General features: G+C 45.0%; 21 protein-coding genes. 1 reads left to right on the plus strand and 20 read right to left on the minus strand.

Features of this window, described 5'->3' with window-relative positions; genetic code table 11:
• Positions 1–110 precede the first annotated feature (110 nt).
• The 8 genes from dnaK to BG260_RS00475 all read right to left on the minus strand — a co-directional run bounded on the left by dnaK (position 111) and on the right by BG260_RS00475 (position 11,680).
• Positions 111–2,039, minus strand: a complete 1,929-nt coding sequence (gene dnaK, locus BG260_RS00440) for a molecular chaperone DnaK (RefSeq protein ID WP_069129973.1) — start codon at positions 2,037–2,039, stop codon at positions 111–113.
• A 39-nt stretch (positions 2,040–2,078) separates the two neighbouring features.
• Positions 2,079–2,507 carry an Hsp20/alpha crystallin family protein gene (locus BG260_RS00445; RefSeq protein ID WP_069129974.1) on the minus strand — a complete coding sequence of 143 codons (429 nt, stop codon included), beginning with the start codon at positions 2,505–2,507 and terminating at the stop codon, positions 2,079–2,081.
• Positions 2,508–2,626: 119 nt separating this feature from the next.
• Positions 2,627–3,916 (minus strand): 3-phosphoshikimate 1-carboxyvinyltransferase, encoded by a 1,290-nt coding sequence (aroA, locus tag BG260_RS00450; RefSeq protein WP_069129975.1) that lies wholly within the window; start codon positions 3,914–3,916, stop codon positions 2,627–2,629.
• A 2-nt stretch (positions 3,917–3,918) separates the two neighbouring features.
• Complete coding sequence (locus BG260_RS00455; protein WP_069130026.1) at positions 3,919–6,906, minus strand: tetratricopeptide repeat protein; 2,988 nt, start codon at positions 6,904–6,906, stop codon at positions 3,919–3,921.
• An 88-nt stretch (positions 6,907–6,994) separates the two neighbouring features.
• Complete coding sequence (locus BG260_RS00460; RefSeq protein WP_069129976.1) at positions 6,995–7,663, minus strand: CBS domain-containing protein; 669 nt, start codon at positions 7,661–7,663, stop codon at positions 6,995–6,997.
• A gap of 1 nt (position 7,664) precedes the next feature.
• On the minus strand, positions 7,665–8,951 hold the full coding sequence (gene hflX, locus BG260_RS00465) for a GTPase HflX (protein ID WP_069129977.1): 1,287 nt from the start codon (positions 8,949–8,951) through the stop codon (positions 7,665–7,667).
• Between the two features lie 26 nt (positions 8,952–8,977).
• Entirely contained in the window at positions 8,978–9,568 is a 591-nt protein-coding gene (locus tag BG260_RS00470; protein WP_069129978.1) for a hypothetical protein, read from the minus strand.
• Entirely contained in the window at positions 9,569–11,680 is a 2,112-nt protein-coding gene (locus BG260_RS00475) for a BatA domain-containing protein (protein ID WP_083750002.1), read from the minus strand.
• 194 nt (positions 11,681–11,874) lie between these two features.
• Between BG260_RS00475 and BG260_RS00480 the strand changes: the two genes are divergently transcribed.
• On the plus strand, positions 11,875–14,454 hold the full coding sequence (locus tag BG260_RS00480) for an FG-GAP repeat domain-containing protein (protein WP_083750003.1): 2,580 nt from the start codon (positions 11,875–11,877) through the stop codon (positions 14,452–14,454).
• 8 nt (positions 14,455–14,462) lie between these two features.
• Here the strand turns inward: BG260_RS00480 and BG260_RS00485 are convergent, their stop codons facing one another.
• From BG260_RS00485 to BG260_RS00540, 12 genes are all read right to left on the minus strand, one after another.
• The gene (locus tag BG260_RS00485) at positions 14,463–15,365 is read right to left on the minus strand and encodes a TIGR01777 family oxidoreductase (RefSeq protein ID WP_069129980.1); all 903 of its coding nucleotides are present in this window, start codon (positions 15,363–15,365) and stop codon (positions 14,463–14,465) included.
• Between the two features lie 42 nt (positions 15,366–15,407).
• The gene (locus tag BG260_RS00490; RefSeq protein ID WP_069129981.1) at positions 15,408–16,211 is read right to left on the minus strand and encodes a phosphatidate cytidylyltransferase; all 804 of its coding nucleotides are present in this window, start codon (positions 16,209–16,211) and stop codon (positions 15,408–15,410) included.
• Complete coding sequence (locus BG260_RS00495) at positions 16,208–16,492, minus strand: hypothetical protein (RefSeq protein ID WP_245683871.1); 285 nt, start codon at positions 16,490–16,492, stop codon at positions 16,208–16,210. Before BG260_RS00495 ends, BG260_RS00490 begins: the two co-directional genes overlap by 4 nt.
• Positions 16,492–17,421 (minus strand): type II CAAX endopeptidase family protein, encoded by a 930-nt coding sequence (locus BG260_RS00500; protein WP_069129982.1) that lies wholly within the window; start codon positions 17,419–17,421, stop codon positions 16,492–16,494. Before BG260_RS00500 ends, BG260_RS00495 begins: the two co-directional genes overlap by 1 nt.
• Positions 17,422–17,424: 3 nt before the next feature.
• Positions 17,425–18,000, minus strand: coding sequence for a DUF4199 domain-containing protein (locus tag BG260_RS00505; RefSeq protein WP_176719395.1), 576 nt, complete (start codon positions 17,998–18,000; stop codon positions 17,425–17,427).
• 19 nt (positions 18,001–18,019) lie between these two features.
• A complete protein-coding gene (locus BG260_RS00510) occupies positions 18,020–18,454 on the minus strand; it encodes a DUF2085 domain-containing protein (protein WP_069129984.1) in 435 nt (144 codons plus the stop codon).
• Positions 18,451–18,891, minus strand: coding sequence for an acyl-CoA thioesterase (locus tag BG260_RS00515; protein ID WP_069129985.1), 441 nt, complete (start codon positions 18,889–18,891; stop codon positions 18,451–18,453). The genes BG260_RS00510 and BG260_RS00515 overlap by 4 nt, the downstream gene beginning before the upstream one ends.
• Positions 18,891–19,862, minus strand: coding sequence for an acetyl-CoA carboxylase carboxyltransferase subunit alpha (locus BG260_RS00520; protein WP_069129986.1), 972 nt, complete (start codon positions 19,860–19,862; stop codon positions 18,891–18,893). Before BG260_RS00520 ends, BG260_RS00515 begins: the two co-directional genes overlap by 1 nt.
• A 67-nt stretch (positions 19,863–19,929) precedes the next feature.
• A complete protein-coding gene (gene gldC / locus BG260_RS00525) occupies positions 19,930–20,265 on the minus strand; it encodes a gliding motility protein GldC (protein WP_069129987.1) in 336 nt (111 codons plus the stop codon).
• A 7-nt stretch (positions 20,266–20,272) separates the two neighbouring features.
• The gene (locus BG260_RS00530; protein WP_083750004.1) at positions 20,273–21,277 is read right to left on the minus strand and encodes an RluA family pseudouridine synthase; all 1,005 of its coding nucleotides are present in this window, start codon (positions 21,275–21,277) and stop codon (positions 20,273–20,275) included.
• Positions 21,278–21,344: 67 nt separating this feature from the next.
• Positions 21,345–22,586: a S1C family serine protease gene (locus BG260_RS00535; protein ID WP_069129988.1), complete on the minus strand. Its 1,242-nt coding sequence runs from the start codon at positions 22,584–22,586 to the stop codon at positions 21,345–21,347.
• Complete coding sequence (locus BG260_RS00540; protein ID WP_069129989.1) at positions 22,583–23,557, minus strand: DHH family phosphoesterase; 975 nt, start codon at positions 23,555–23,557, stop codon at positions 22,583–22,585. Before BG260_RS00540 ends, BG260_RS00535 begins: the two co-directional genes overlap by 4 nt.
• Positions 23,558–23,657: the final 100 nt, after the last annotated feature.

Below are 23,657 nucleotides of genomic sequence, written 5' to 3' on the forward strand. Positions count from 1 at the left end.
CCGTCTGTTTCTACAGTCTCAAATATACGATTAAATCTAACCGGGATATAAAAAAAGCCCGCCTCCAACAGAAGCGGGCTTTCAATGATCTGTTTATGAATCAAAGAAATTTACTTTTTCTCATCATCATCTTCATCAACTACTTCGAAGTCTGCATCTACGGCATCATCGCCTTCGGCTGACTCTTCAGCATCAGCAGCACCGTCTTGAGCAGCTCCACCGGCTTGCTGTTCAGCTTCTGCGGCTTGATAAATCTCCTGGGAAGCTGCAGCCCAAACTTGATTCAGTTCTTCGATAGCGGGTTCAATTTCATCCACTTTCTCCTCTTTATGGAGCTCTTCCAGCTTGTTGAGCGCACCTTCGATCTTACTCTTATTCTCATCAGAGATCTTATCTTTGTGCTCATCCAGCTGCTTCTTGGTAGAGAAGATCAGAGAGTCTGCCTTATTGAGAGTTTCAATTCGCTCACGCACTTTTTTATCCTCTTCTGCGTGCTCTTCGGCAGCGTTCTTCATCTTTTCAATCTCCTCCTCGCTCAATCCGGAAGATGATTCAATTCGGATACTCTGCTCTTTACCGGTGCCTTTATCCTTCGCGCTTACATTTAACACACCGTTGGCGTCAATATCGAATGTTACCTCAATTTGAGGTACACCGCGTGGTGCCGGCGGGATACCGTCCAGGTGGAACCGGCCGAGTGTGCGGTTATCTTTAGCCTGAGCACGTTCACCCTGAAGAATATGAATCTCCACACTGCTTTGATTATCTGCAGCCGTTGAGAATGTCTCTTTCTTGCTTGTCGGAATTGTCGTATTTGCTTCAATCAATTTGGTCATTACACCGCCAAGAGTTTCAATACCGAGCGTAAGTGGTGTAACGTCGAGGAGCACAACATCGTCCACGTCTCCGGTCAGAACTCCACCCTGAATTGCAGCACCTACGGCCACAACTTCATCCGGATTCACACCTTTACTTGGATCTTTTCCAAAGAACTCCTTCACCACTTCCTGAATCTTTGGAATACGTGTTGAACCACCTACAAGAATGACCTGATCGATCTCATTCTTGGATATTCCGGCATCTTTCAGCGCTTTTTCACACGGTTTGATGGTTCTCTTCACCAGATCATCCACCAGTTGCTCAAACTTAGAGCGGGTAATGTCAATATTCAGGTGCTTTGGACCGGAATCAGTTGCGGTGATAAATGGAAGGTTCACATTTGTTTTCTGTGAACTTGAAAGTTCAATCTTGGCTTTTTCGGCAGCATCTTTTAGTCGCTGCATTGCCATCGGATCTTTTCGCAGATCAATGCCTTCATCTTTCTTAAACTCATCAGCCAGGAAGTTAATCAAACGCTGGTCAAAGTCGTCACCACCCAGGTGAGTATCGCCACTGGTTGATTTCACTTCAAATACACCGTCGCCAAGATCGAGAACGGAAACGTCGAATGTACCTCCACCAAGGTCATAAACAATAATCGTCTGATCGTCATCTTTCTTGTCAAGGCCGTACGCCAGCGATGCAGCCGTTGGCTCATTAATAATTCGCTTCACATCTAATCCGGCAATTTTTCCGGCTTCCTGTGTTGCTTTACGCTGTGCATCGTTAAAGTATGCCGGTACGGTAACAACCGCTTCTTTCACTTCTTCGCCGAGATACTCTTCAGCTGTCTGCTTCATTTTTTGCAGAACCATTGCAGAAATCTCCTGCGGTGCATACTTGCGGTCATCAATCTCCACACGGGCGGTTCCGTCATCACCCTTTACCACCTTGTAGGAAACCTGCCCAATTTCATCTTTCACTTCGTTGAACATGCGTCCCATAAAGCGTTTGATAGATGAAACGGTTTTTTCCGGATTGGTAATTGCCTGTCGTTTTGCAGGCGCACCAACCAGGCGCTCTCCGTCTTTTGAAAATGCAACCACAGACGGTGTTGTTCGTCCACCCTCTGAGTTTTGAATGACAACAGGCTCTCCGCCTTCCATAACGGAAACGCATGAGTTTGTTGTACCTAAGTCAATTCCTATAATCTTACCCATAATATTAACCTCGTTTTACTTTTTATTCTAATAAACTGTTTAATTGATTGGAATGGACTGGCTGTCGCCGTCTTCTTCCGAAACTGTTTTTGAAACGGTAATCCTGAGCACCCCATCATTAAATTCCGCCTGAACCGATTTGGGATCGGCACCTTCAGGCAGAGCAAATGCACGAGAAAAAGAACCCTGTTTTCGCTCACTTCTCACCAGTTTTTCATGATCTTCAAGAAACAACTCCCGATCGCCACTTACGGTAATAACTCCATTTTTCATCGTGATGGAGATCTGTTCCTTCTTCATTCCGGGCAGATCAAGGATTAACGAGAACTGTTTCTCACTTTCAACCACATCACATTTTGGCTGAAAGTTGGAAGCCCCTTGCACGGGCACCGCTCGCTCTACGAGCTGCTGAATATCTCGTCCTAATTTTGAGAGTTGTTTTTCCAAATCAATACTGAAGTTGCTCATGGTAATTTCAATTTTACCTGTATATGAGCAACCTCAATGCCAAGTTTACCCCAAGGCATTGATCACTGACGTATTGACATGCAGACGAGAGGTTTAGTAAGGCGTTGCCAAATTGACAACTACGATTGGATAAGCTGATGCAAATGTGTCCAGAAGTCCGGGTAAGAAATGGCAGTACACTCTGCATCTTCAACTTCAGAAAGCCCGGAGCCGCGAGTTGCCAACACCGCAGCTGCCATTGCCATTCGGTGGTCGTGGTGCGATTTAAACCTTGCCGGCCTTGGAGTAAATTGAGGATCACCGTAAATCACCATGCCATCCTTTTTCAGTTCAATCTCTGCACCCGATGCAGTCAAAATCTCAGCCATGGCCGAGAGACGGTCGGTCTCTTTATGGCGAAGCTCTTCCGCTCCGGAGATAACTGATTTACCATCGGCAAAACACATCGCCACCATCAAAACAGGGAGCTCATCAATGCAGTTTGGAATGAGTTTTGGATCAAGGTTAATCGGGTTCAAATTAGCCGAAGTAATAGTCAGGTCAGCTACAGGTTCTTTTCCGGCAAATGTGCTGTTTGATATCTCAAAATTTGCACCCATCTCTTCAAGAATATGAAAGGCACCCGTTCGTGAGGGATTCATCCCAACATGTTTCAGACTAAGCTTGCTCTCGGGGTTTATGGATGACGCCACAAGCCAGAAAGCTGCTGCTGAAAAATCTCCCGGTACTGCATATGATTGTGCAGGTATCACATCACTTCTGCTGCTTTGAATTAATTTACCCGACCCATAAGCCTCTGATTTCAGATTCAACAGTCTCTCAGTGTGGTCCCGGCTTTGCACGGTCTCCACAACTTCAGTCGGTTTCTCTCCAAACAACCCGGCCAGAAGAACACAAGACTTTAGCTGTGCACTTGCAATGGGAAGCGGATAGCGTATCGGCTTAATGCCGCTATTAAGGCCAATTTTTAATGGTGCGAATTCATGGTCACGCCCATCAATGCTGGCTCCCATCTGCTTCAGCGGTTCAATAATTCTTTTCATTGTACGAGATGATAGAGAGTCGTCCCCTACCATTTCACACTCAATTCCGGCCGCACTCACGATTCCGGCAAGCAGACGCATGGTTGTTCCCGAGTTTCCACAGTTGAGAGGTGAATCCGGCTTTTTGAATCCGTCTCGTCCAACTCCTTTAATTTCAACCCGGTTGCCGGTTTGCTGAACAGAAACACCCAACTGACGTAAACATGAGAGTGTACTCTGCGGATCAGCCGCTGACGAGTAGTTGTCGATAATGCTTATTTCACTGCTGATTGCAGCAAACATTGCCGCCCGATGCGAAATTGATTTATCCGGCGGCATCTGAATGGTACCTGCCAGACTGCCGGCAGGTTCTGTTTTTTGAATCATGATTAATTTCTGTTGAGCAGATTTTGGGCTTTTTCAGCTCCCGAGGTTCCCGGATATCGATCTACGATGGATTCAAGAAGAGAAATAGCGTCACCCCGACGACCTTCCCGTATGTGAATTTCCGCAATTTTATACTGTGCTTCAGCAACCCAAATGTCATAGGTCTCAAAAAGAACCTGAACTCTGGAAAATGCCTCTCGGGCGGCCTCAGAATCACCTGCTTCCAGAAAAGTCTGACCAAGTAAATATTGGGCTTCGGCTCCGGTATCCGTAGTATTATTCTCTGCTACAAGGGAGAAAAATCGTCTGGCTTCATCAACACGGCCATCTTCAAGCAGAACTTTCCCCATTCCAATCCGGGCCGGATCACTGTTCTCATTTATTGAAAGCACCTCTTCATAATACTGACGTGCCCGGTTAACATTACCCAATGCAAGGTTTGCATCACCCATGCCCAAAATCCCCTCCTGGCGATAACGGGAGTCGGTTTCAATCAATTGTTCGAAACGATTTAATGATTGCTGATAGTTACCTTCTTCATAATGCAGACGGCCAAGTTCCGATAGTGCGCCGGCCGTTTGGTCAGAATTTGGATAGTCGTTCACCAAGGTTTCAAGTGCCTCAATGGCCGCCACTCGATTATTAACTCTTTCATAGGCGTCTGCCATATTCATGTAGGCTTCGGGAACCAGCTCCGTGTTATTGGTAATTCGCAAGTACTGCCTGAACTCATCCACCGCTGCTTCGTAATCACCCGATTGCATCATATTTTCGGCCTGTCGAAATCTGAGTCGATCCGCCGTTGAAGAGGTCGGATTATCTGCCAGAAAGTCTTCCAGTACATCAGTTGACGTATCCTCTTCACCAGCGGAGAGCTGTGCAAACTGAATTCCGTTAATCGCTTCAATGATGTAGCTGCTTCGAGGATAATCTTCCAACACCTGCCGATAGGCGGAAATTGCCTGATCATACTGTCCGGCATTGTAGTAAGAGTCGCCAATATTATATTGTGCACGAGCTGCCCATTCTGTTCCGGGGTATCGATTGATCACGGTTCTGAACTCCTCAATCGCCTGATCATAATTGCCGGTATTCAAATAGATGTAGGCGATATTATACTGTGCTTGTTCGCGCAATGTGGAATAGGGATAAATTCTAAGCACCCTTCTAAATTGTGAAACAGCTTCAAAATTTTGATTCATTCTGTAATGGCTGTTTGCAACCTGAAACATTGCGTAATCACCGCCCGGCTCAGCCCCTATTGCCATGTTGTAATATCTGAGTGCTTCGCGATATTCCCCTTGTGCATAATAGGCATCCCCGATACGAAGCTGTGTATCAGTATCGTAGGGGAAAAGTGCCATGGACGGCGGCTCATAATTCTCAAGAAAATCGATCAGCGGATCGGTTGCATTTTCAAAATCCCCCATCATAAAATAGGACCAGCCGAGTGCGTATTTTGCTGCTCCGACCAGTTCATGATTTGGATAGCGCTCTATAAAACGGGCATACTGTTGTGCGGCGGGACCAAAATTTCTGATTTGATAATGAGCATCTGCGCTCCAGAAAAGTGCTTCACGACCCAGCGGTGAGTCAGGGGATTCATCATGAACCCGTTCAAAATCGGGTTGAGACTGGGCAAATGCCTGATTGCTGTATTGCACCCATGCCCGTTGAAACCTCGCCTGTCTTTTCACAGCGGGGTCCAGATCAGCCAGTTCATCTGCTATCTCAAATGTTTCAAGTGCTCGGGTATACTCCCCGTTTGCAAAATAGACTTCACCCAAAAATGTAATGACGTCGCCGGGATTTTCAAGCTCGTCGGCTCGTTGTGCCAGCGGACGTAAAGCCTCAATTGCTTCGCCGTAAAAGCCTACTTCAAAAGCCAAAACGGCCCATTCAAAATATGCTTGCTCAGAAAAAACTCCGTAGTCGTATCGATCCCCAAATTCACGAAATGTTTCGATCGCCTGATCTGAACGGCCGGCCATTTTCTCATTGGCGCCTTTGTAGTAAAGTGCCTTTCTTGCCAGTTCATCATCTCCTTGAGCAGCTTCGCCAAATGATCTGGCAGCCCAGTGATAGATCTCCTGCTTGTGATAAACCCACCCAAGCCCATAATGGGCAATTCTCAAATCGTCATCTTCATTCGCACCATTAATATATTGACGGTAAAACCGAGTGGCATCCTCATATCGGTTCAGTGCATTGTAACTCTCTGCCGTGAGGTAAACAGCCTTCTGGCGTCCTTCATGGTCAAGGTTTGGCAGTGCATCTTGAAAGGCTCCGATCGCATCTTCAAAATTTCCTTGCTGGTAGTACGACTCGCCAAGTGCAGTTCCAATTCGCCGGGTCATTGGGTCGAGCGGGTGCCGTTCCCTGAGCAGTTCAAATGCATCAGCCGATTCAGAAAACCTCTCCTCTTCCAGGAAGAGCCGACCTCTTGCATAGAGTGCTTTTGGAGACCATTCACTGCGGCGATGCTCATCAGATAGTGTCAGAAAGTATTGCCTTGCCTGCTCAAAATCACCATACTCCGCAGATGTTTCCCCAAGCATGTAGTATAGTTCTGCACGCTCCCGGTTTGATTGCGGATAGTTCAGTGCCTCATCCATCCGGCTTATTGCCGCCTCTAAATCACCCTGTTCTTTGTGAAGATTTGCCAGCTCCTTCAGTAAAACCGAAGATTTATTGCTGCCCGGATACATCTGAACAAAACGATCAACATGTGTATTTACACCCAGGGAGTCGACCTTTATGAAAGCGCGGGCATGCAGAAATGAGGCCATTTCTTTAGTTATTTCACTCTCTGCCTCCAACATTGCTTGCTCCAGTAGTGGAATGGAGGAGTCGTACAGCCCTTTATCAAACAGATGAATAGCCTCTTTTAAGGATGGCTGATAAGATTCCTGGTTCTGTTGGGCTAAAAGTGTTGCCGGAAAAGATAAAATCAGTACAGTAAGGCAGTAGTAGCGTAACGTTCGGCTCATGAAATTTTCAGGATAATAGATTCTTTTAACGAGGTAAATATACCAATCAGCATTCAATCTAATCACCAAAATTTGATGATTTTACAAACTATACATCAAGATAGCGAAGCAGCTCATCCGCACGGGAAGAGATGTCTGTTTGAAACAGATCGTTTCTGTTCTCTGTGGTTGTGAGATACCCATGACGCTGCAGAGAAGAAACAACGGCTGATGTATCGATATGGCTGATTTTAATCGATATTCGTAATCGAAGATTGTCACCCGAAGCCTGTTCAACCGTCAAACCAAGAATTTTGGCACCTTCCATTTCAATCAGATGAACCAGTTCTGAGATCGTAAAATCTTCTTTAGCCACATCAACCGTAAGGACCGATCCGGAAGTAGTAATATTGAGCATTTTTGAAAAAGCTTCCAGAATATCTTTTTTCTCTATCACTCCAAGATAACCACCTTCATCATCCACCACCGGTAGCAACCGGATTTCATGCTGAAGTATCAACCGGGCTACTTCAAACAGGTGCTGTCCCGCATATACAAAAATTGGGTTGTGCAGCTGAATCGAGTTTACAGGTGCCGATTCATCTTTCTGATCGGCCACGTCTTCGAACTGAATAACTCCAACCAACCTCCCTGTTGATGGCTCAAGTACGGGAATCTGCGTGGCATGCCACGCATCCATTTTGGCCAATACCGCAGAGATTGGGCTGTCGGGCCGGAGAGGAGTGAAATCGGTATTTAAAAGCTCTTTTGCTAACACGTCATTGGGAGTTTACCGGTTGAATTTCGGCCAGCATGCTTTCAAAACGATCTCGTTCTGCTTTTGACACGCTGCCTTCTATTGTAACGTGATTTCCTTCAAAATGTTCGCGATCAATTACTGCCACTTCGTGCAAATATGCTACTGCCTTATAATGCGACATTGGAACATCGTATGCAAATTCTACATAATCCTCTTCTATAAGCGATGTAATTCGTTCTTTAAGCTTACCCAAGCCAATACCGCGGGCAGCTGAAACAAACACGGCTCCGGGGAACTCTTTTTTGAGATGTATCAACTGGTTTGGTTCAAGCCGATCGATCTTGTTCAGCACAAGAATCATTTTCTTTCCTTCAATTTCTAACTCTTCAAGAGTTTCGCGAACAACGTCTATATAATCTTCAATTAATTTACTTGATGCATCCACCACATGAAGAAGAATATCCGCATCCCGAACTTCATCCAATGTTGACTTAAAACTTTCAATCAGGTTGTGTGGCAGTTTTCGGATAAATCCTACCGTGTCGGATAACAATATTTGATGATCCTCCAGGTCAAGACGCCGAACAGTGGAGTCGAGCGTGGCGAAAAGACGATCTTCAGCCAGTACATTGGTATCGGTCAATGAATTCATCAGGGTGGATTTCCCTGCATTTGTATATCCAACCAGAGATACCCGAATCGTTCCTTGTCTGTTCTTGCGCTGTGTGGTTCGCTGTTTATCGAGCTTTTCCAGCTTCTCTTTTAACGTAGAGATCCGTTTACCAATCAAACGCCGGTCAGTCTCGATCTGGGTTTCACCGGGTCCTTTTGTTCCAATCCCACCCTTCTGTCGAGAGAGGTGAGTCCAAAAGCGGGTCAGTCGTGGCAGCAAATACTGCAACTGAGCCAGCTCAACCTGCGTTTTTGCAGCCGCCGTTTTTGCACGTGATGCAAAAATATCCAGAATCAAACCGCTGCGATCCAGTACTTTATTGTCCACAGTTTTTTCAATGTTCCGTATCTGTGTGGGACTCAGATCATCATCAAAAATCAATACGTCTGCACCCTTTTCTGAAGCCAATGTTTTTAATTCTCGCAGTTTGCCCGTTCCCACAAATGTTGTAGGGTCGGGGTGCGGACGATTTTGCAGTATTTTCTCAACGGTGTCGGCACCGGCTGTATCGGTTAGCAATTCAAGCTCATCCAGATACTCTTCTGCCAGCCAGCGCGGTGTTTCAGGTCCGTAAATTCCCACCAGAATTGCTCTCTCTTTGTCGAGGGATGGTTTTCGTATATCGTCTAACAAATTCTTATAGCCTAATTAGAGTGAAATTAATCAAATGCTTTGATGTCGAAAGAAGTGCCGTGAACCGGAGACATTGTCTTGCCAATTTTTAATGAGACAAGTTTGTCAAATTTTGAACACTTCTCGTCCGGCACAAGCAGTTCAAGCCGGATTAATTTTTTTCTTGCAGTCTCGTTTCTATCTGACTTATCGTATATGAAAATGTATTCTGAACCCTTTTCTGTCGGCTTTTCTACATAATCACGTATCTGGTGCCAGGCGATGGTTTGAGACGGGTCATTTACATTCTTAACGATCCCATGATCTGTCACATAAACTTTCGTAGAGAAATAACTGGCTGTAAACCAACTAACTCCCATCCAGATATAACTTCCCAGGATTATCTGATACTTCTCCATCCCGTTGCTCCAGACATATCCTGCAACACCGAGCCCGAATATCAGAAATAGAGTTGAAAAAAGTGGATAACCAAATAATTTTCCACACTTCCAGCTCAACCGAATATTTCTAAGGCGCCAGGCATTTGCAACAGAATATGCCGCTAACAACGTGGCTCCAATTGTGAAAAGCGCGAGCAGCAATACAAAGAGGCTGTATATATCAGTTGTAATGTTCATTTAAGAATCAGATTCGATATTGTAGAACCTGCTGATTACAGATTCTGTCAATAATAATATAATTGCGGCGATGATAAACCAAAACCAAATTTCTCTGCCCAGTGAAGCACTTTCAAGCTCCGTAATCAGCTCTTCACCGTCATCATGCATCTCCAAAACCCGAACTTGTTCAAACTTATCACCGAGCAGTTCATTCAGTTCTGCATACTCTAACGATTTTAAATCTGATTCCATTGCATTTTGGTTGACTGAAAATAACAATTCTCTGTCGTCTGACAGAACCTTACCAAATCCGGGTGTCCACTCTTTACCATTATACGTTAATCGTGTTCCCTCAAACTGACGGGTAACATCGGCCAATACGGTTTCTCCACCCTTCTCAATCTCGGCTGATTCTACCGGGGTATCCAATAAAATGGAAAGGGGTTCTCCTAATCGGAAATCATTTAATTTAGCGCCTTTACCACTCGACAGATATTCCACTGTTCTGTAAAAGAATGGAGCAAAAAACGGTTTTACCGGAAAGTTTGACCAGCCCGGGTTACTGCCAATGGCAGAGTAGATGATCCTGCCGTTGCCCACCCTGCTCTCTTGGATCAGTGATTGTCCATTGCTTGTTTCGAGAAGTGGGAATGTACCTGCTCCATTTCCCGGCTCAATCGAAAACATGTAGAAAATTTCCGGCACATTCAGTTGGATATCCTCACCCTGCGGCACATCAAATATTGTGTCCAGAACAGGGTGTCCGCTTGAAGGTGCTGCCATCCGGTCAATAACGTCAAAAGAACCGTATGATCCGGAAACGTTCGTGTATTGTCCGGTACTCCCGCTTCCAAGTATCCGGTTGTAGGTAGAGATGTCCCCTTCGGCGGCAGGAATCAATAAAGCGCCGGCTCCATCCTGAACTACATCTAAAACGGATTGAGAAATGTAATCCGGAATGTTTTGCACCGCATCAAGTACAATAGCATCTGCGTCAAAAAAATCGTCCGGCCCTATTTCATCTGCCGTGAAGAAGTTTATTTCGTAACGATTTTGCTCCTCAGCCATAACTTCCAGCATCGGCAGCAGATAGGACTGGAATCCGGAAGAACTTCCATCATCGTGCACAACGACAATTTTACGTACTTTTGGGAGCTCAATCGCCGCATAGTAGTGGTCATCAAATGTAAGTTCATCACCATCAATTACAATTTCTGCTGAGATGAAGTCTTGACCATCAGAAGGAAAAGAAAATTGGAATTCGTGCTGTGCCCCCCCCTCCAACTCTATTGCCTGCTGACTTTGAAGTTCACCTTCAAGTATAAAATTCAAAAACCGGTTTGTTACACGTTCCTCACCATAATTCCGAACTCTGACACGCAGCCGCAATTCATCTCCTCCAGTTAACGCAGCCTCCTCAAGTTGCGTACTCTCAACCCCAACATTTGCACTTTGTGTTTCACCCACAGAAATAAAATGTACCCGGATATTGTCACTGCCTTCAAACTCGTTTTCAATCAGCTGCCCCAACTGAGATATCTGGGCGTCGGTTATCGCATAGAGCCATTTATTTGGCTCTTCAGCTTCATTCAGCCGATCGATTAAATCACTCAACCGTTCATAAATAAAGTTGCCTTTATTAACCGACTCAATTCTCTGTATCCTGCTGGCGGCAGCTTCCGGTGATAGAAAGGGCGTGTTTATTGATTCTCCGTTTGTAACATTCAACAGATATCGATCCCCCCTTTTTCCCATGTTAACAATCTGCTCCGCAGCTTCTTTTGCCTGATCCATAAATGGCCCATTCCGGTCAATTTGGCTCATCGACGGACTGTTATCAATTAGCACCGCAACCGCTTTCGGTTCATTGATGGCCGAAAGTCCAAACCCTCCGGGTAAAAAAGGTTTAGCTGCAGCAAAAACCAGCATCAAAATGGCGGCCATTCGAACAAGAAGCAGTAAAATTCTTTTGAACTTCAGCCGTTTAAGTGCAGTCTCTTTTAAACTGTCGAAAAAAGCCAGTGTAGAAAATCGGACTTTTTTCGGTTTCCTAACGTTGAGCCAGTAGATAAGCAGCGGTATGGATGCTGCCGCCAACGCTATTAGAAACAGAGGATTTAAAAAGCTCATTACACAAAAAGTTTATACCTTTACAGCCTGCCTGTTTGGAACAATTCATCCGAATGGGTATTAAGCTATGGTATTAACCGATCCTGAACAAACATATTATCCTGAAGCTGTCAGTGAATAATTTATCATCTATCCCACGCTATTTCGTTTTAATTTTAATTGTACTCATTGCGGCAGGTTGCTCAAATAAGTCTGTGAATCACTGGACAGAGCTGGTTCCGGGCGACACGCCATTTGTTCTCGTACCTGAGCAAAACACGGCCATTTTTGATCTCCTTGAGGCGCAATACACACCGCTTCTGGATGATATGACCCCTTCTGCCATTCAGTTAATTAATTATGTTGATGAGGAGGCTCCGGGAGAAACCTCAATCCAAGCCGTCCTTTTCTACCCAGATATGGCCAATGACTGGCAGCCGGTATGGATTTCGAATGCCCCATCCAACCTGTTTGGCCGTCTCACTGCAAAGCATCAAAAACGATTTGAGCAGAATCGCTACCTCTTTAACGGTTATACCATCGAAAAGCTATTCCTGGATGATCGTGTACTTTTTGTGATTACGCTTGGAGATTACTTCATCTTTTCGGAATCGAGCCTGGGAATTGAGAATATGATACGCACGCTCACCGGTGAAGACAATCCGATAAACCTGCTTCCGGAAGAGGCCGCAGCGGGTTCATTTATTGTCAATACTGTAAGTTTGGAAAGCTGGGTGAAGCAAGTTGCCCAGGTTACTTATAGGCCTCATCTTGCAAATATGTTTACCGGAGGAAGCCCTCTCGTTTTCCGAATGGATTCTACAAATGCTGAAACAGAATCCTGGCGTATGAGCGCAGCCATGAACCTGGGGGAAAACCGGTCTCCCCTGCTCCGATCAATCAGTTCGGAAGAGCGTGGATTTACTCTCGACCGATACATTCCTGTAAACAGTGCAGCATTCTCCATTCAAAGATTGCAGCCCAGATCGGTTCCACCCGAAGAGTACACACCGGAAACCGACACCGACCGGTTTATTGAGCAAAACCTATCTGTTTGGCAGGATATTGCAGCCGAGCTGGATTCTGAGTTTGCATTTGCCACCTTTGCAGAGTCGGGAGCAGAGAGCACCAGTGAATATCTATATCTACGAAAAATCAGCAGTGCATCTACGATCCGTTCCGCACTTAATGAGCTTGTTCAGGAAGATTTAATCATACGCGACGGGAACACTTACTCCATACAAAGCAGCTGGCTTGCCAGGCTGTTTGGAAGTGAGCTGAACCCAATGATCGACTTCTATGTGACCGTTTATGATGAAGTAGCGGCCATTGCAAGCCGAAAAGGGTTGGTTGAAAGTATAGGAGGTGACGCAAACCGCCGCCGTGTGATGTACTATGATGACGATTTCATGGAGATAAAAGAGACCATCAGTGAATCTGTAAGCTCAATTTTTTACATGAATGCCAGGGCTTTTGACACCTACATTCAACCATGGCTTTATCCTCAAAATTACCTCAGCACACTGCTCTCTCCCCTTGATCAGCTTGTGATTACCACAGAACTGGAATCACCTGACAGGCTCACGGTTCAAATTCACTCTTTTGAGCGGGAAAGTATCGATCAGCCCTATCGCGAAAGATGGATATTTCCACTGGGCGGTGCTGAAATTACCGGCCCTTCTGTACTGGCCGACATCACCGGCAGTTCAAGAAATGAAGTAATATTCTCTACAAACAGAGGCAATGTCTTTGCGCTCGCAGCAGACGGAACAACGGTTCTGGAAGCTTCCACCGGTGATGATACACCGATCGGAGCACCTGTGGTCTACGATTGGTACGGCAATAATCAGAATGTGATTTTACAGGCAGCCGGAAATAAAGTGTATGCCTGGAATAATTCCGGTGCACTTCTGCCCAATTTCCCTATATCATTAGATGAAAATATTACAACTCCTCTTACAGTTGAGGATATTACTCGAAACGGAGTAGCAGAGCTTGTGGTGGGAACCAATGACCGCAACCTGCACATTCTCAACTCAAGAGGCCGGGCACTAAATGGCTGGCCACAAAGTACAAATGCCACCATTGACGAGCCTCCGTTTATCGGTACTTACGAAGGTGAACGTTCCATTTTTACCTATTCGGAGAATACACTCCATGCCTGGTCTATCAATGGTGAGCGCCGAAACGGATTCCCCGTATTTCTTCCCGCTCAAATTTATGGTGCTCCATCCAAATTCAAAGAACATATTGTTGGAGCAGGGTATGACGGAAGCCTGTATGCAATCGGAACGAATGCACTCTTTGCTGACTCATTATCAGTAACTCATGCATCCGACTCACTATTTGTACAATCCATCCAGATATCTAACACTACATTGAACGCTACCCCGAGTAGTCATAACCTAATGCTCAGAGTGGATGATGAATTGGTTCGGGACGACTTTGTGCTCATTCAATCTTCCAACGGATCACTATTCCTCTACGATGATACAGGCAGATTGGTCGTTACGCAAACCATGGGGCAGCCCTCGTCAAACAGTTTCGCCCCATTAATATCGGATATTGATCGCGATCAAAGAATGGATCTGGTTGCACTTGCCAGTTTTGGCCGGCTTTACGCCTGGGATGTAGTTTCCGGTGCCAGAATTCTGGATCTGCCAACTACCGGCATGAACCATCCAATTATTCAGGATGTAACCGGTGATGGAAATATCGAGATTATTGCCCAGACCCGCGACGGTTTAAGAAGCTGGACAATTTTGGAGGTAAGAAAAGAGGGGGAGTCGAATTGATTAACAGGTCAAAGAATATCTCCGAGGGCTGTTTCTACATCTTCAAATTGGAAATTGAATCCTGCCTTCTGGAGTACTTTGGGCTGAACATTCAGGCTTGAAACAACCGGTACAGCAGCTTCTCCCAAGGCGATGTTCAAAGCGAATTCCGGCACACGGAAAAATGAAGGTCTGTTCATCACACGCCCCATAGCCGATGCAAACTCATTCATAGTTACCGGCTCTGGTGCAGTAGCATTGAATACCTCATCTATCTCTTCATTCTCTATTGCAAACACGATTGCATTACAAAGATCTTTCATATGTATCCAGGACAAATACTGAGTACCGGGACCAATCGCACCGCCAACGAATAATGAGAAAGGCAGCTTCATTTTCTCAATAACCCCTCCATCCTCTTCAAGGACAATCCCAAATCTCGAGATCACAACCCGAACCCCAAGCTCTCTTGCATTCACCGCTTCCTTTTCCCAATCTTTACAAACCTTTGCGAGAAAGTCATCTGCAGCTTTGCTCCCCTCCGTAATAACATCATCTCCGGCAGGTTTATAATAATTAATACCGGAAGCTGAGATGAAAACATCCGGTTTTTTACTCGAGGCTCTGATTGCATCTACCAGTTCACGGGTGATAGAAATACGGCTATCATAAATTTTCTTCTTGACCGATTCTGTCCATCGTTGTCCAAAGAGATTTTCCCCCGCCAGATTAATGACCACATCAGTCGACTCCATTACATCCGGAACTTCATCAAGCGTGATGAACTTTTGATTCTTGGTGTGCTCCGATTTGTAAGCTTTTGGAGATCGGGTGACAATGGTTAAGTAATTGCCCTGTTTGAGAAGTTCTTCACGTAAATATCTTCCCACAAAACCTGTTCCGCCAGTTATTAAGATGCGTTTTTCTTCCATAGTATTAATTAACAATCCGACCGGGAATTTCAATCCCTGTGGTTATAAAATTAAATAATATAAAAAGTAGATAAATGGAGCTGAAAGCAGAAGAGAGTCAAACCGATCAAACAAACCACCGTGTCCCGGTAAAATATTGGATGAATCTTTTACTCCGGCTATTCTTTTTACTCTGCTGGCGGAAATATCTCCAAGCGGCCCCGCAATACTTACAATCACAACCGCCGGGATAATAGCCGAAAGCCGCAGCGGATGAAAATCGGCCCAGAAAAATGCGATTAAAAATCCGGCGGCGGCACCCAGAAAACCGAAACCGAAACCTTCCCATGTTTTCTTGGGGCTGATCTTCGGAGCCAGTTTATGTTTACCGAACGATTTACCGCCAAAATAGGCAAAAACATCATTTCCCCAGATCATCAACAATAACGTCATGGTCAGCCAGAAGCCGTCTATAGTAGTAGTACCCAGCTCACGAATGTTAACCAGCATCATAAATCCAACAGTTGGGTAAACTCCGGTAAAAAGTGTAGTTAGCCATCGCACGGACCGATCGGACTGCCGTCCTGCAACCGCAATTACTGTGAGCAGAGAGGCAACCCCGGCCGCGGTAAGTATGAGCCACCAAGGTATAAATGGCGGACTCCATAGCAATAAAACTAAAAGAAGTGAGACCGGGAAGAAGTCACTAAAACCGGTTTTCACCATCATGTTGTGAACTTCCCAAACGGTAATCAAAAGCACGGCAAATATTGTGATTTGAAAGGCAGCACCGCCAAGCCACACCATCCAGATAAAAAATGCGGCGGCCGGCAAAGCAACAAGAATTCGTTTGGCTAGTTCACTCAAGAGTCTTCATCCTCCTCAGAATTTTCATCCTCTTCTGATTGGCTGAGCTCCTGAAGTGCCATACGCGCAGCCTTTTCAAACTCCTTGGGCACATAGAGATAAACCATTGACATCTCACCAATATTGAGGCTGTAGGATGAGTCACGTTTCGACAAAATATTGGATGGAATATTAATATTGGACAGATAGTTCTTTGCCATCTGCACTTCGTACTCCGTGCCCCTCTCCATCACACAGACCCAGTTATCAAACTGATTTGGCTTCGATCCTTTCAGCATCATTACTCCATTATCGCTTCGGTTCGGTGGATCATCGTGTAAATGACTCCCCCGGTAAGAATAATACTTACCAGAAGCAGCCATACAGATGGTAAGGATTCTGCAGTTACATCACCAAAGGCAAGTTCCGGGTAGGTTGTAGCCAACAGTACGGCTCCTCCGTTATTCACGAAATGTGCCACAATAGCCGGCCACAGACTCCGACTCAGCCAGGTCATCACAGCAAGCAAAATTCCGAGTGATGCAAGAGGCAGCAAATTTGGAACCTGCAGATGGAAAAGCCCAAATATTAATCCGGATACAATAATAGCTATAAATATTCCCCAGCTTTTTTGAAATGCCCTGAGAATATATCCACGAAATAGTAACTCCTCACAAAATGCAGGAACCAAAGCAATGTGGAATAGTCCAAACCAGACGATTCCGTCGGTTTTTAAAAACTGCTCGAACATTTCGTATTGAGAAACCTGCATATCTGTCCACGACTCCGGGATTGGGAGCAGTGAATTAAAATATCCCAAATAAAGAATGACAGGCTGAACCACAACAACCAAAAGGGCTCCCAAAAGGATGTAAACTGGTGTGTCCTGCTTCCACCTCAGCCTCAAAAACTCAGTAACAGTTCTTCTGCTCAGATGTAAACGGGCGATCAAAAACGAAGCGATCCCAAGAAAAAGAATCTGACCGGTTGAATTCCCGACAAACAAGAGATCGAGCCGATTCATGAGCACTTGTTCAACCTCAGCAGATGATGAAATCTCTCCGCTGAAAAACATCAGAGCCAAAAAGATGATGCCGGCTGTAAGCTGAAACATTACAAATGCAACAATGAGCCAAATTAAAGCAATTGCCCAATCGGCAAATCCGTTCCGTTCGGCCCAGGATTGAACAGTATGTTGTGTTGTTGATGAATCCGTTGAATTTAATGTCATTATTTAAAAATTGATCTCGTCTTCTTTTTTACCGAACACTTTCACACCAATCATGGCTGTTGCCATATTTAAAAGTCCGGGAATTGGAATTCCAATGAAAATTTGACGAAAAAATGAGTTACTTCGCATGGATTCAGCCATGGCATCAACCATATCATTTTTTGCATCGGCGGGAAGGTCCATTGCTTCAACATTGGCAATAGTCGCTTCAATCAATTTTTCGGTATAGGAAGGATCAATCAGGTGCCACATCTCATTGAGAACTGCGCTGAAAATAACGATCACGGCGCCGGTAAAGAATCCAATCAATGCACCTTGCCCAAGTTTAATAAATGGACTCACCTCTTTGGTGTAGTGCCACACAGTAAGTAATCCGGCAAATGCGGTTGCCAGACAGATCACACCGCTGCTGATCATGACCGGTGAAATGAATGAACCCGTAGGTTCTGCGTTGATCTGCTGATAGCCGAAAAAGAGCCCGATTACAAAGCTGACAACGCTAAAAATTGCCCCAACAATTGCAACCGAAGGCCAGTAGTTATTAAAGTTGAAAGACGCTTCCTGTTCTACTTCTTCCATTTCCATAATGTATCCCGTTTTATTTTGATTGAAACAGATCGGCGATTATGAGTGAACTAAAAAAACCTAATGGCGTCCCCAGAACAAAGCGCGAACTGTTTGTATTTTCCCATAATAAAAATAAGTTGCCTGAATAATCGATGATTTGAAGTAACCCTGCAAACAAAAGACAGAATAAAGGCCATTTTTTTTCTGCAATTTTGTCGTTAAACAGAGGAATCACCACCCACCCAATCCATAAGCCTAAAAATATTCCAAAACAGCGGGTGTTGACCGCCATTCGCTCCCCCATGAATGTAAACGTCCGGTCAGGCAGTTGATGACAAACCCCCATAAATAGCTGTTCTGTCCAGTGTACCCCGTCAGAGCCACCCCAAACTCCGCTGCCCAATGAAAAGAGTAGAAGCATGGTAAATGCTGCCAAGACGCCAACATAGATTCCTCTGTTTTTCATCCATCAGACCGGTTTTCCAGATGTAATAAAAAATGATCCGGAGCCTTGAGGGGCCGACGGGTTTTACTGTCTGTAAAACAGAGATTTACCTGTCCCAATACATTTGGATTTTCACTTCGATCAGTAAAAATTCTGTAGAATGTTTCGAGCCGAACCAGCGGTTTATCAAAAACAGAAACCTCTATCCTCATCTGCTCATCATAAAAGACCGGAGCTTTATACTCTATTTGAGAGTAGATAACCGGTAGCATAATTCCTTCATCTTCCAGTTTTTTGTAAGAAAAACCAAGAGAACGAATCATCTCGGTTCGGGCAACTTCAAAATACTCCAGGTATCTACCATAATAGACATACCCCATCTGATCCGTCTCACCATACCTGCTTCTAAGCGTATGGCTGTAATTCAGAACCGGATCGTTTTCCGGGAAATCAATCATTACGATTTACTGTTTTTACCGGAAGCTGTCTCCCATACCCCCATCGATGCGTACTTCTCTATACGCTGATCAATCAGTTTATCGGCGCTCAATTTCTTGAGCTTTTTCAAGCTTTTGAGAATTTGAGCTTTAACCGCTTCTGCAGCCTTGCTATAATCGCGGTGGGCTCCGCCAAGCGGTTCAGGGATTATACCGTCAATAACTTTCAGTTCGAGCAAATCTTTTGCTGTAGGTTTTAGTGCCGAAGCAGCCTGTTCTTTGTAATCCCATGTTTTCCAAAGTATGGACGAGCATGACTCAGGAGCAATAACCGAATACCAGGTGTTTTCCATCATATAAACTTCATTGCCCATTCCAATACCAATGGCTCCGCCACTGGCGCCCTCCCCAATTATAATGGCAATCATGGGCACTTCGAGTACGGCCATCATTTTCAGATTTTTGGCGATCGCCTCAGCCTGTCCGCGCTCTTCTGCCTCCAGGCCGGGGTAAGCACCCGGCGTATCGATCAGTGTTATCACAGGTATGCCAAATTTTTCTGCCATTTTCATCAGGCGATGTGCTTTACGGTAGCCTTCGGGATTGGCCATTCCAAAGTTTCTGTACTGCCGGCTTTTGGTATCACGTCCTTTCTGGTGCCCCATAATCATCACCGACTGCCCGTCAATAGTTGCCAATCCACCCACAATCGCTTTATCATCGGAGTGATATCGGTCGCCGTGGAGTTCAATAAAATCATCAGTAATCCGCTCAATATAGTCGAGCGTGTACGGGCGCTCGGGGTGACGAGCTAACTGCACTCTTTGCCAGCGTGTAAGGTTCGAAAAAATCGATTCACGAAGCTGATCCGCTTTTTTCCGAAGCCGGTCTATTTCAGGCTTCAGTACTTCATCATCTACAGAAATTTCCTGCAGTTCATCAATTTTCTTTTCCAGATCAGCAATTGGCTGTTCAAAATCGAGATATTGCATAATGTTCAATTTGATTTAAGCAGAGATTTAATATAATAACAATTCTGCTGCGTATCGTACACTTTTCTTATTCTGAAATTTCCATTTTTTCGGCAAAATAGGCGCAAAAATCACGCATATCGCCACTTATTCTCGGGTCGTTGATAGACTTTTCAAGCGTATCTGCCATGGTTACGAGTGTTTGATGGAAAAAAATCTTCATCTCATCTACGGTCATATCTTTGGTCCAAAGATCGAGCCGTAATGTATCTTTTCGAGTGTGATCCCACATGGAAAGGATCATGGCCCGGCAACTCGCCTCATCATATCCCTGCAAGTCTGTTGCATTCCACTGTATGTTTTCGGGGATGTTTTTCTCATCCAGTTCAACTTCAATATTGATCTTCTTACTCTTATCAGACATAATTTTATTATGGTTTACAATTTGTTCTCAGCATATCCAGCACGAACTGAAAATCTTCGGGCAGTTCGGAATCAAACGCCACATATTCTTCCGTGCCGGGATGAATAAATCCAAGGGTTTTTGCGTGAAGGGCCTGTCGGTTCAGTTTGGCAAACAGGTTGTTGAACATTGCTTTCCGAGATCCCGTGTTGGGCCCATAACGAACTGAATCCCCACCATACGTTTGATCTCCAAACACATAGTTGTGTTGGTGCTGCATATGAACCCGAATTTGATGGGTACGGCCGGTTTCAAGATTTATTTGAAGCAGTGCCAGGTGATCAAATTGTTCAATGATCTCAAAATGAGTCACGGCTTTCTTGCCTCTGTTCTCCTTCAGCACCGTCATAATTTTTCTATCTTGCGGAGACCGGCCGATATTCCCTTCAATTGTTCCGCTCTCAGGAGGATTTCCCCACACCAATGCCCAGTAGGTGCGATCCACACTCTTTTTAGCAAACTGTGCCGAGAGTTTTTTATGAGCCACTTCGTTTTTTGCCACTACAAGCAGGCCGCTTGTATCTTTATCCAGCCTATGCACAATCCCCGGACGAACGGTCTCTTCCTCCTCTTTAGACAGACTATCTGCATGATAAAGCAATCCATTTACCATGGTGCCGGACCAATTCCCAAATGCGGGATGCACCACCATACCGGCCTCTTTATTCACCACTATGATGTCATCGTCCTCATATACAATATTAATTGGGATGTCTTCCGGCTTTGCTTCGGGCGCCGGAGGTTTAGGCAGGCTGATCTCAATTTTATCACCCGGCTGCATGATGTAGGATGATTTTTCAATCTTTCCATTTACCAACACATGTCCGTCCTTAATCGCTTTTTGCACCTTATTTCGTGATGCATTCTGAACAAACGAGGTGATATACTTATCCAAACGAATATCCGTATGCTGCCCTTCGGGTACATTGAGCAGATATTCCGTTCTGTGGGGGTTTTCTCTTTCAACTAACATGCAGGCAAAAATACAAAAAATCTCCGTTCCTATTCAGTTGGTTCGCAGATCAAAAATAACAGTTTAATTATTGACGTGAACTATCTGCGGTGTTCTGTTTCACTTTCTGTCTCAGCTGCATTTCTGTTTCGAAAAGCTCGCCTTCTCGAATCAGTTCAACTCGCATGTCGTCGCCTACATCATAATCACGCAACAATGCCCAGGCGTGCATTTCACTCATCACCCGTTCATCCCCAATTTTAACAATTACATCTCCTGGAAGTATACCGCACTCAAAAGCTGGTCCGTTTTTATTCACACTGGTGACCAAAAGGCCTTGTACATACGGCAATCGGTACCTGTAAATCAGTTGTTCTGTCATGGAAGTAAACTCCATACCGGGGTCGTAATCCAACATTACCACACCGCTAGTCAGTAGCTGAGATATAATTTTCTCTATCCGGTTACTGGGAATGGCAAAGCTCAGCCCAACAAAACCGGCACTCGTACCCCCGGTATAGATAAACGTGTTCATTCCAATAACCTCGCCATTGCTGTTTAGTAAAGGCCCTCCCGAATTCCCACGGTTGATGGCAGCATCCGTCTGGATCATATCTATATACACTCTGGGGTTGTTTGGGTTAGCGCGAAAGTCCCGATTCTTTGCGCTGATTACACCTACTGTCACCGTTGGCTGGCCGTCATCAAACAGACCGAAGGGGTTGCCAAGTGCAATAGACCACTCCCCGACAATCACACTGTCTGAATCAGTAAAATTGAGGAAGGGAAATGTTTGATCTGAACGGATACGAATCAAGGCAATATCCGTCAATTCATCTACACCAACCAGTTCCGCATCAAATGTGGAACCATCACCGAGAGAGATTGAAATTTCGGACGGATCGCTCCCTACCACATGCTGATTGGTAACCACAAGCCCATCTTCGCTGATTATGAATCCCGACCCCATGTTGGTGTTTTCGCGGGGCATTTGTTCACCAAAAAAGAAACGGAAAAATTCATCTCTTGGGTTATCCGGTCGCCGAATGGGTTCAGTTGCCATAATACTCACAACCGCGGCACTGCCAATTTCAACAGCTCGGGTAATTGCATTTTCGCGGGTCGATTCTATCCGGGATTCTATATCCCGAGGCTCCCCGTATGGATTTTCAACATCCCGGGGGGGTATCACTCCCTGCTCGTCAAGATATGCGGCAGAGAACGGAGGCCGTTCAGAAGCCGATTCATCAGATTGACTGCCCTCCGGCTGACAAGCCGCCACCATCAGCAGTGCTGCTCCAAGTACAATATAGAGTGTTTTTCGATTCAAGCTTTTTTCAACTGTTTCTTACCAATTTCTATCACATCATCAATTGCCTGTTCCAGCGGACCGGGATGCCAGGCACCGGCTGCCTTTTTGTGTCCGCCGCCATCCAGTTGCCGCGCCCACACATTAACATCCACATCACTTCGCGACCTCAGGCTCATCTTAACGCCCTCTTCATCCAGATCTTTTAATAAAATTGCAGCTTTAACTCCCGCAATACTGAGCGGATAACTTACAAATCCTTCCGTATCACTATTTGTTGTACCGGTTTCTTTGAGCATCTCTTGGGTAACGTACATCACTGCAATCTGATTGCTTTCATACAACTTGATGGTACCTAAAGCCAGACTCAACAATTTGTATTGAGCCTCTGTTTTGGTTGAAAAAACCTGCTCAGCAACAATATTCGGTTTGAAATCCCCTCTACGTAAAATATCAGCTACAGCCTCCAGCGTTTCCGGCGTTACACTGTCAAACTGTAAAGAACCTGTATCGGTAATAATTCCTGTATAGAGAGCCATTGCAGCACTCGTGTCCAGCTGTTCGGGATTGTGCTCTTTGTATAGATTGTAAATTAGCTCGCAGGTTGAGGAAGCGCCCGGAACAGATATTTGCAGGTCAAATTCATCGTTCGGATCGGGGTGGTGGTCAATCATCCATACGGGCATATCCATTCCTTTATACCAGTTATCGGAATGAGAAAACCTGTGAAGGGCATTCCCATCCACCAAAATAAGCAGATCGAATGTTGCGATCTTTTCGATATCAAACTCCTGAACAGTAAATTTCTCCTGAAGCCATTCAAGGTTAACCGGAACATCATCATCGTTAAAAGCCTCTGCCTCAAAACCATTTTTTTGCAGCCAAAGAGAAAGCCCTACTTGTGCACCTATACAGTCTCCATCAGGTCGAATGTGAGAAATAACACCTATTCGATTATAGTTTTTTATCTTTTCGATGAATTCTTTAAACATAATTTTTTATCCTGATACTCATTTTTAAATCGGCATCTTACCCGATTTTTGAAAAGACATTAACGTACCTGTTATTAGGGTAAAACGTCAAATAAAATTT

Source organism: Rhodohalobacter halophilus (assembly GCF_001715195.1).
Classification (GTDB): Bacteria; Bacteroidota; Rhodothermia; order Balneolales; family Balneolaceae; genus Rhodohalobacter; species Rhodohalobacter halophilus.

What these genes read in the sequence shown, in the direction of transcription:
- dnaK (WP_069129973.1), bottom strand. Translation starts at nt 2,039, where the DNA reads ATGGGTAAGATTATAGGAATTGACTTAGGTACAACAAACTCATGCGTT.
- BG260_RS00475 (WP_083750002.1), bottom strand. Translation starts at nt 11,680, where the DNA reads ATGAGCTTTTTAAATCCTCTGTTTCTAATAGCGTTGGCGGCAGCATCC.
- BG260_RS00540 (WP_069129989.1), bottom strand. Translation starts at nt 23,557, where the DNA reads ATGTTTAAAGAATTCATCGAAAAGATAAAAAACTATAATCGAATAGGT.
- BG260_RS00445 (WP_069129974.1), bottom strand. Translation starts at nt 2,507, where the DNA reads ATGAGCAACTTCAGTATTGATTTGGAAAAACAACTCTCAAAATTAGGA.
- BG260_RS00510 (WP_069129984.1), bottom strand. Translation starts at nt 18,454, where the DNA reads ATGAAAAACAGAGGAATCTATGTTGGCGTCTTGGCAGCATTTACCATG.
- BG260_RS00485 (WP_069129980.1), bottom strand. Translation starts at nt 15,365, where the DNA reads ATGGAAGAAAAACGCATCTTAATAACTGGCGGAACAGGTTTTGTGGGA.
- BG260_RS00455 (WP_069130026.1), bottom strand. Translation starts at nt 6,906, where the DNA reads ATGAGCCGAACGTTACGCTACTACTGCCTTACTGTACTGATTTTATCT.
- aroA (WP_069129975.1), bottom strand. Translation starts at nt 3,916, where the DNA reads ATGATTCAAAAAACAGAACCTGCCGGCAGTCTGGCAGGTACCATTCAG.
- BG260_RS00505 (WP_176719395.1), bottom strand. Translation starts at nt 18,000, where the DNA reads ATGGAAGAAGTAGAACAGGAAGCGTCTTTCAACTTTAATAACTACTGG.
- BG260_RS00515 (WP_069129985.1), bottom strand. Translation starts at nt 18,891, where the DNA reads ATGATTGATTTCCCGGAAAACGATCCGGTTCTGAATTACAGCCATACG.
- BG260_RS00500 (WP_069129982.1), bottom strand. Translation starts at nt 17,421, where the DNA reads ATGACATTAAATTCAACGGATTCATCAACAACACAACATACTGTTCAA.
- BG260_RS00470 (WP_069129978.1), bottom strand. Translation starts at nt 9,568, where the DNA reads ATGAACATTACAACTGATATATACAGCCTCTTTGTATTGCTGCTCGCG.
- BG260_RS00520 (WP_069129986.1), bottom strand. Translation starts at nt 19,862, where the DNA reads ATGCAATATCTCGATTTTGAACAGCCAATTGCTGATCTGGAAAAGAAA.
- gldC (WP_069129987.1), bottom strand. Translation starts at nt 20,265, where the DNA reads ATGTCTGATAAGAGTAAGAAGATCAATATTGAAGTTGAACTGGATGAG.
- BG260_RS00530 (WP_083750004.1), bottom strand. Translation starts at nt 21,277, where the DNA reads ATGTTAGTTGAAAGAGAAAACCCCCACAGAACGGAATATCTGCTCAAT.
- BG260_RS00495 (WP_245683871.1), bottom strand. Translation starts at nt 16,492, where the DNA reads ATGATGCTGAAAGGATCGAAGCCAAATCAGTTTGATAACTGGGTCTGT.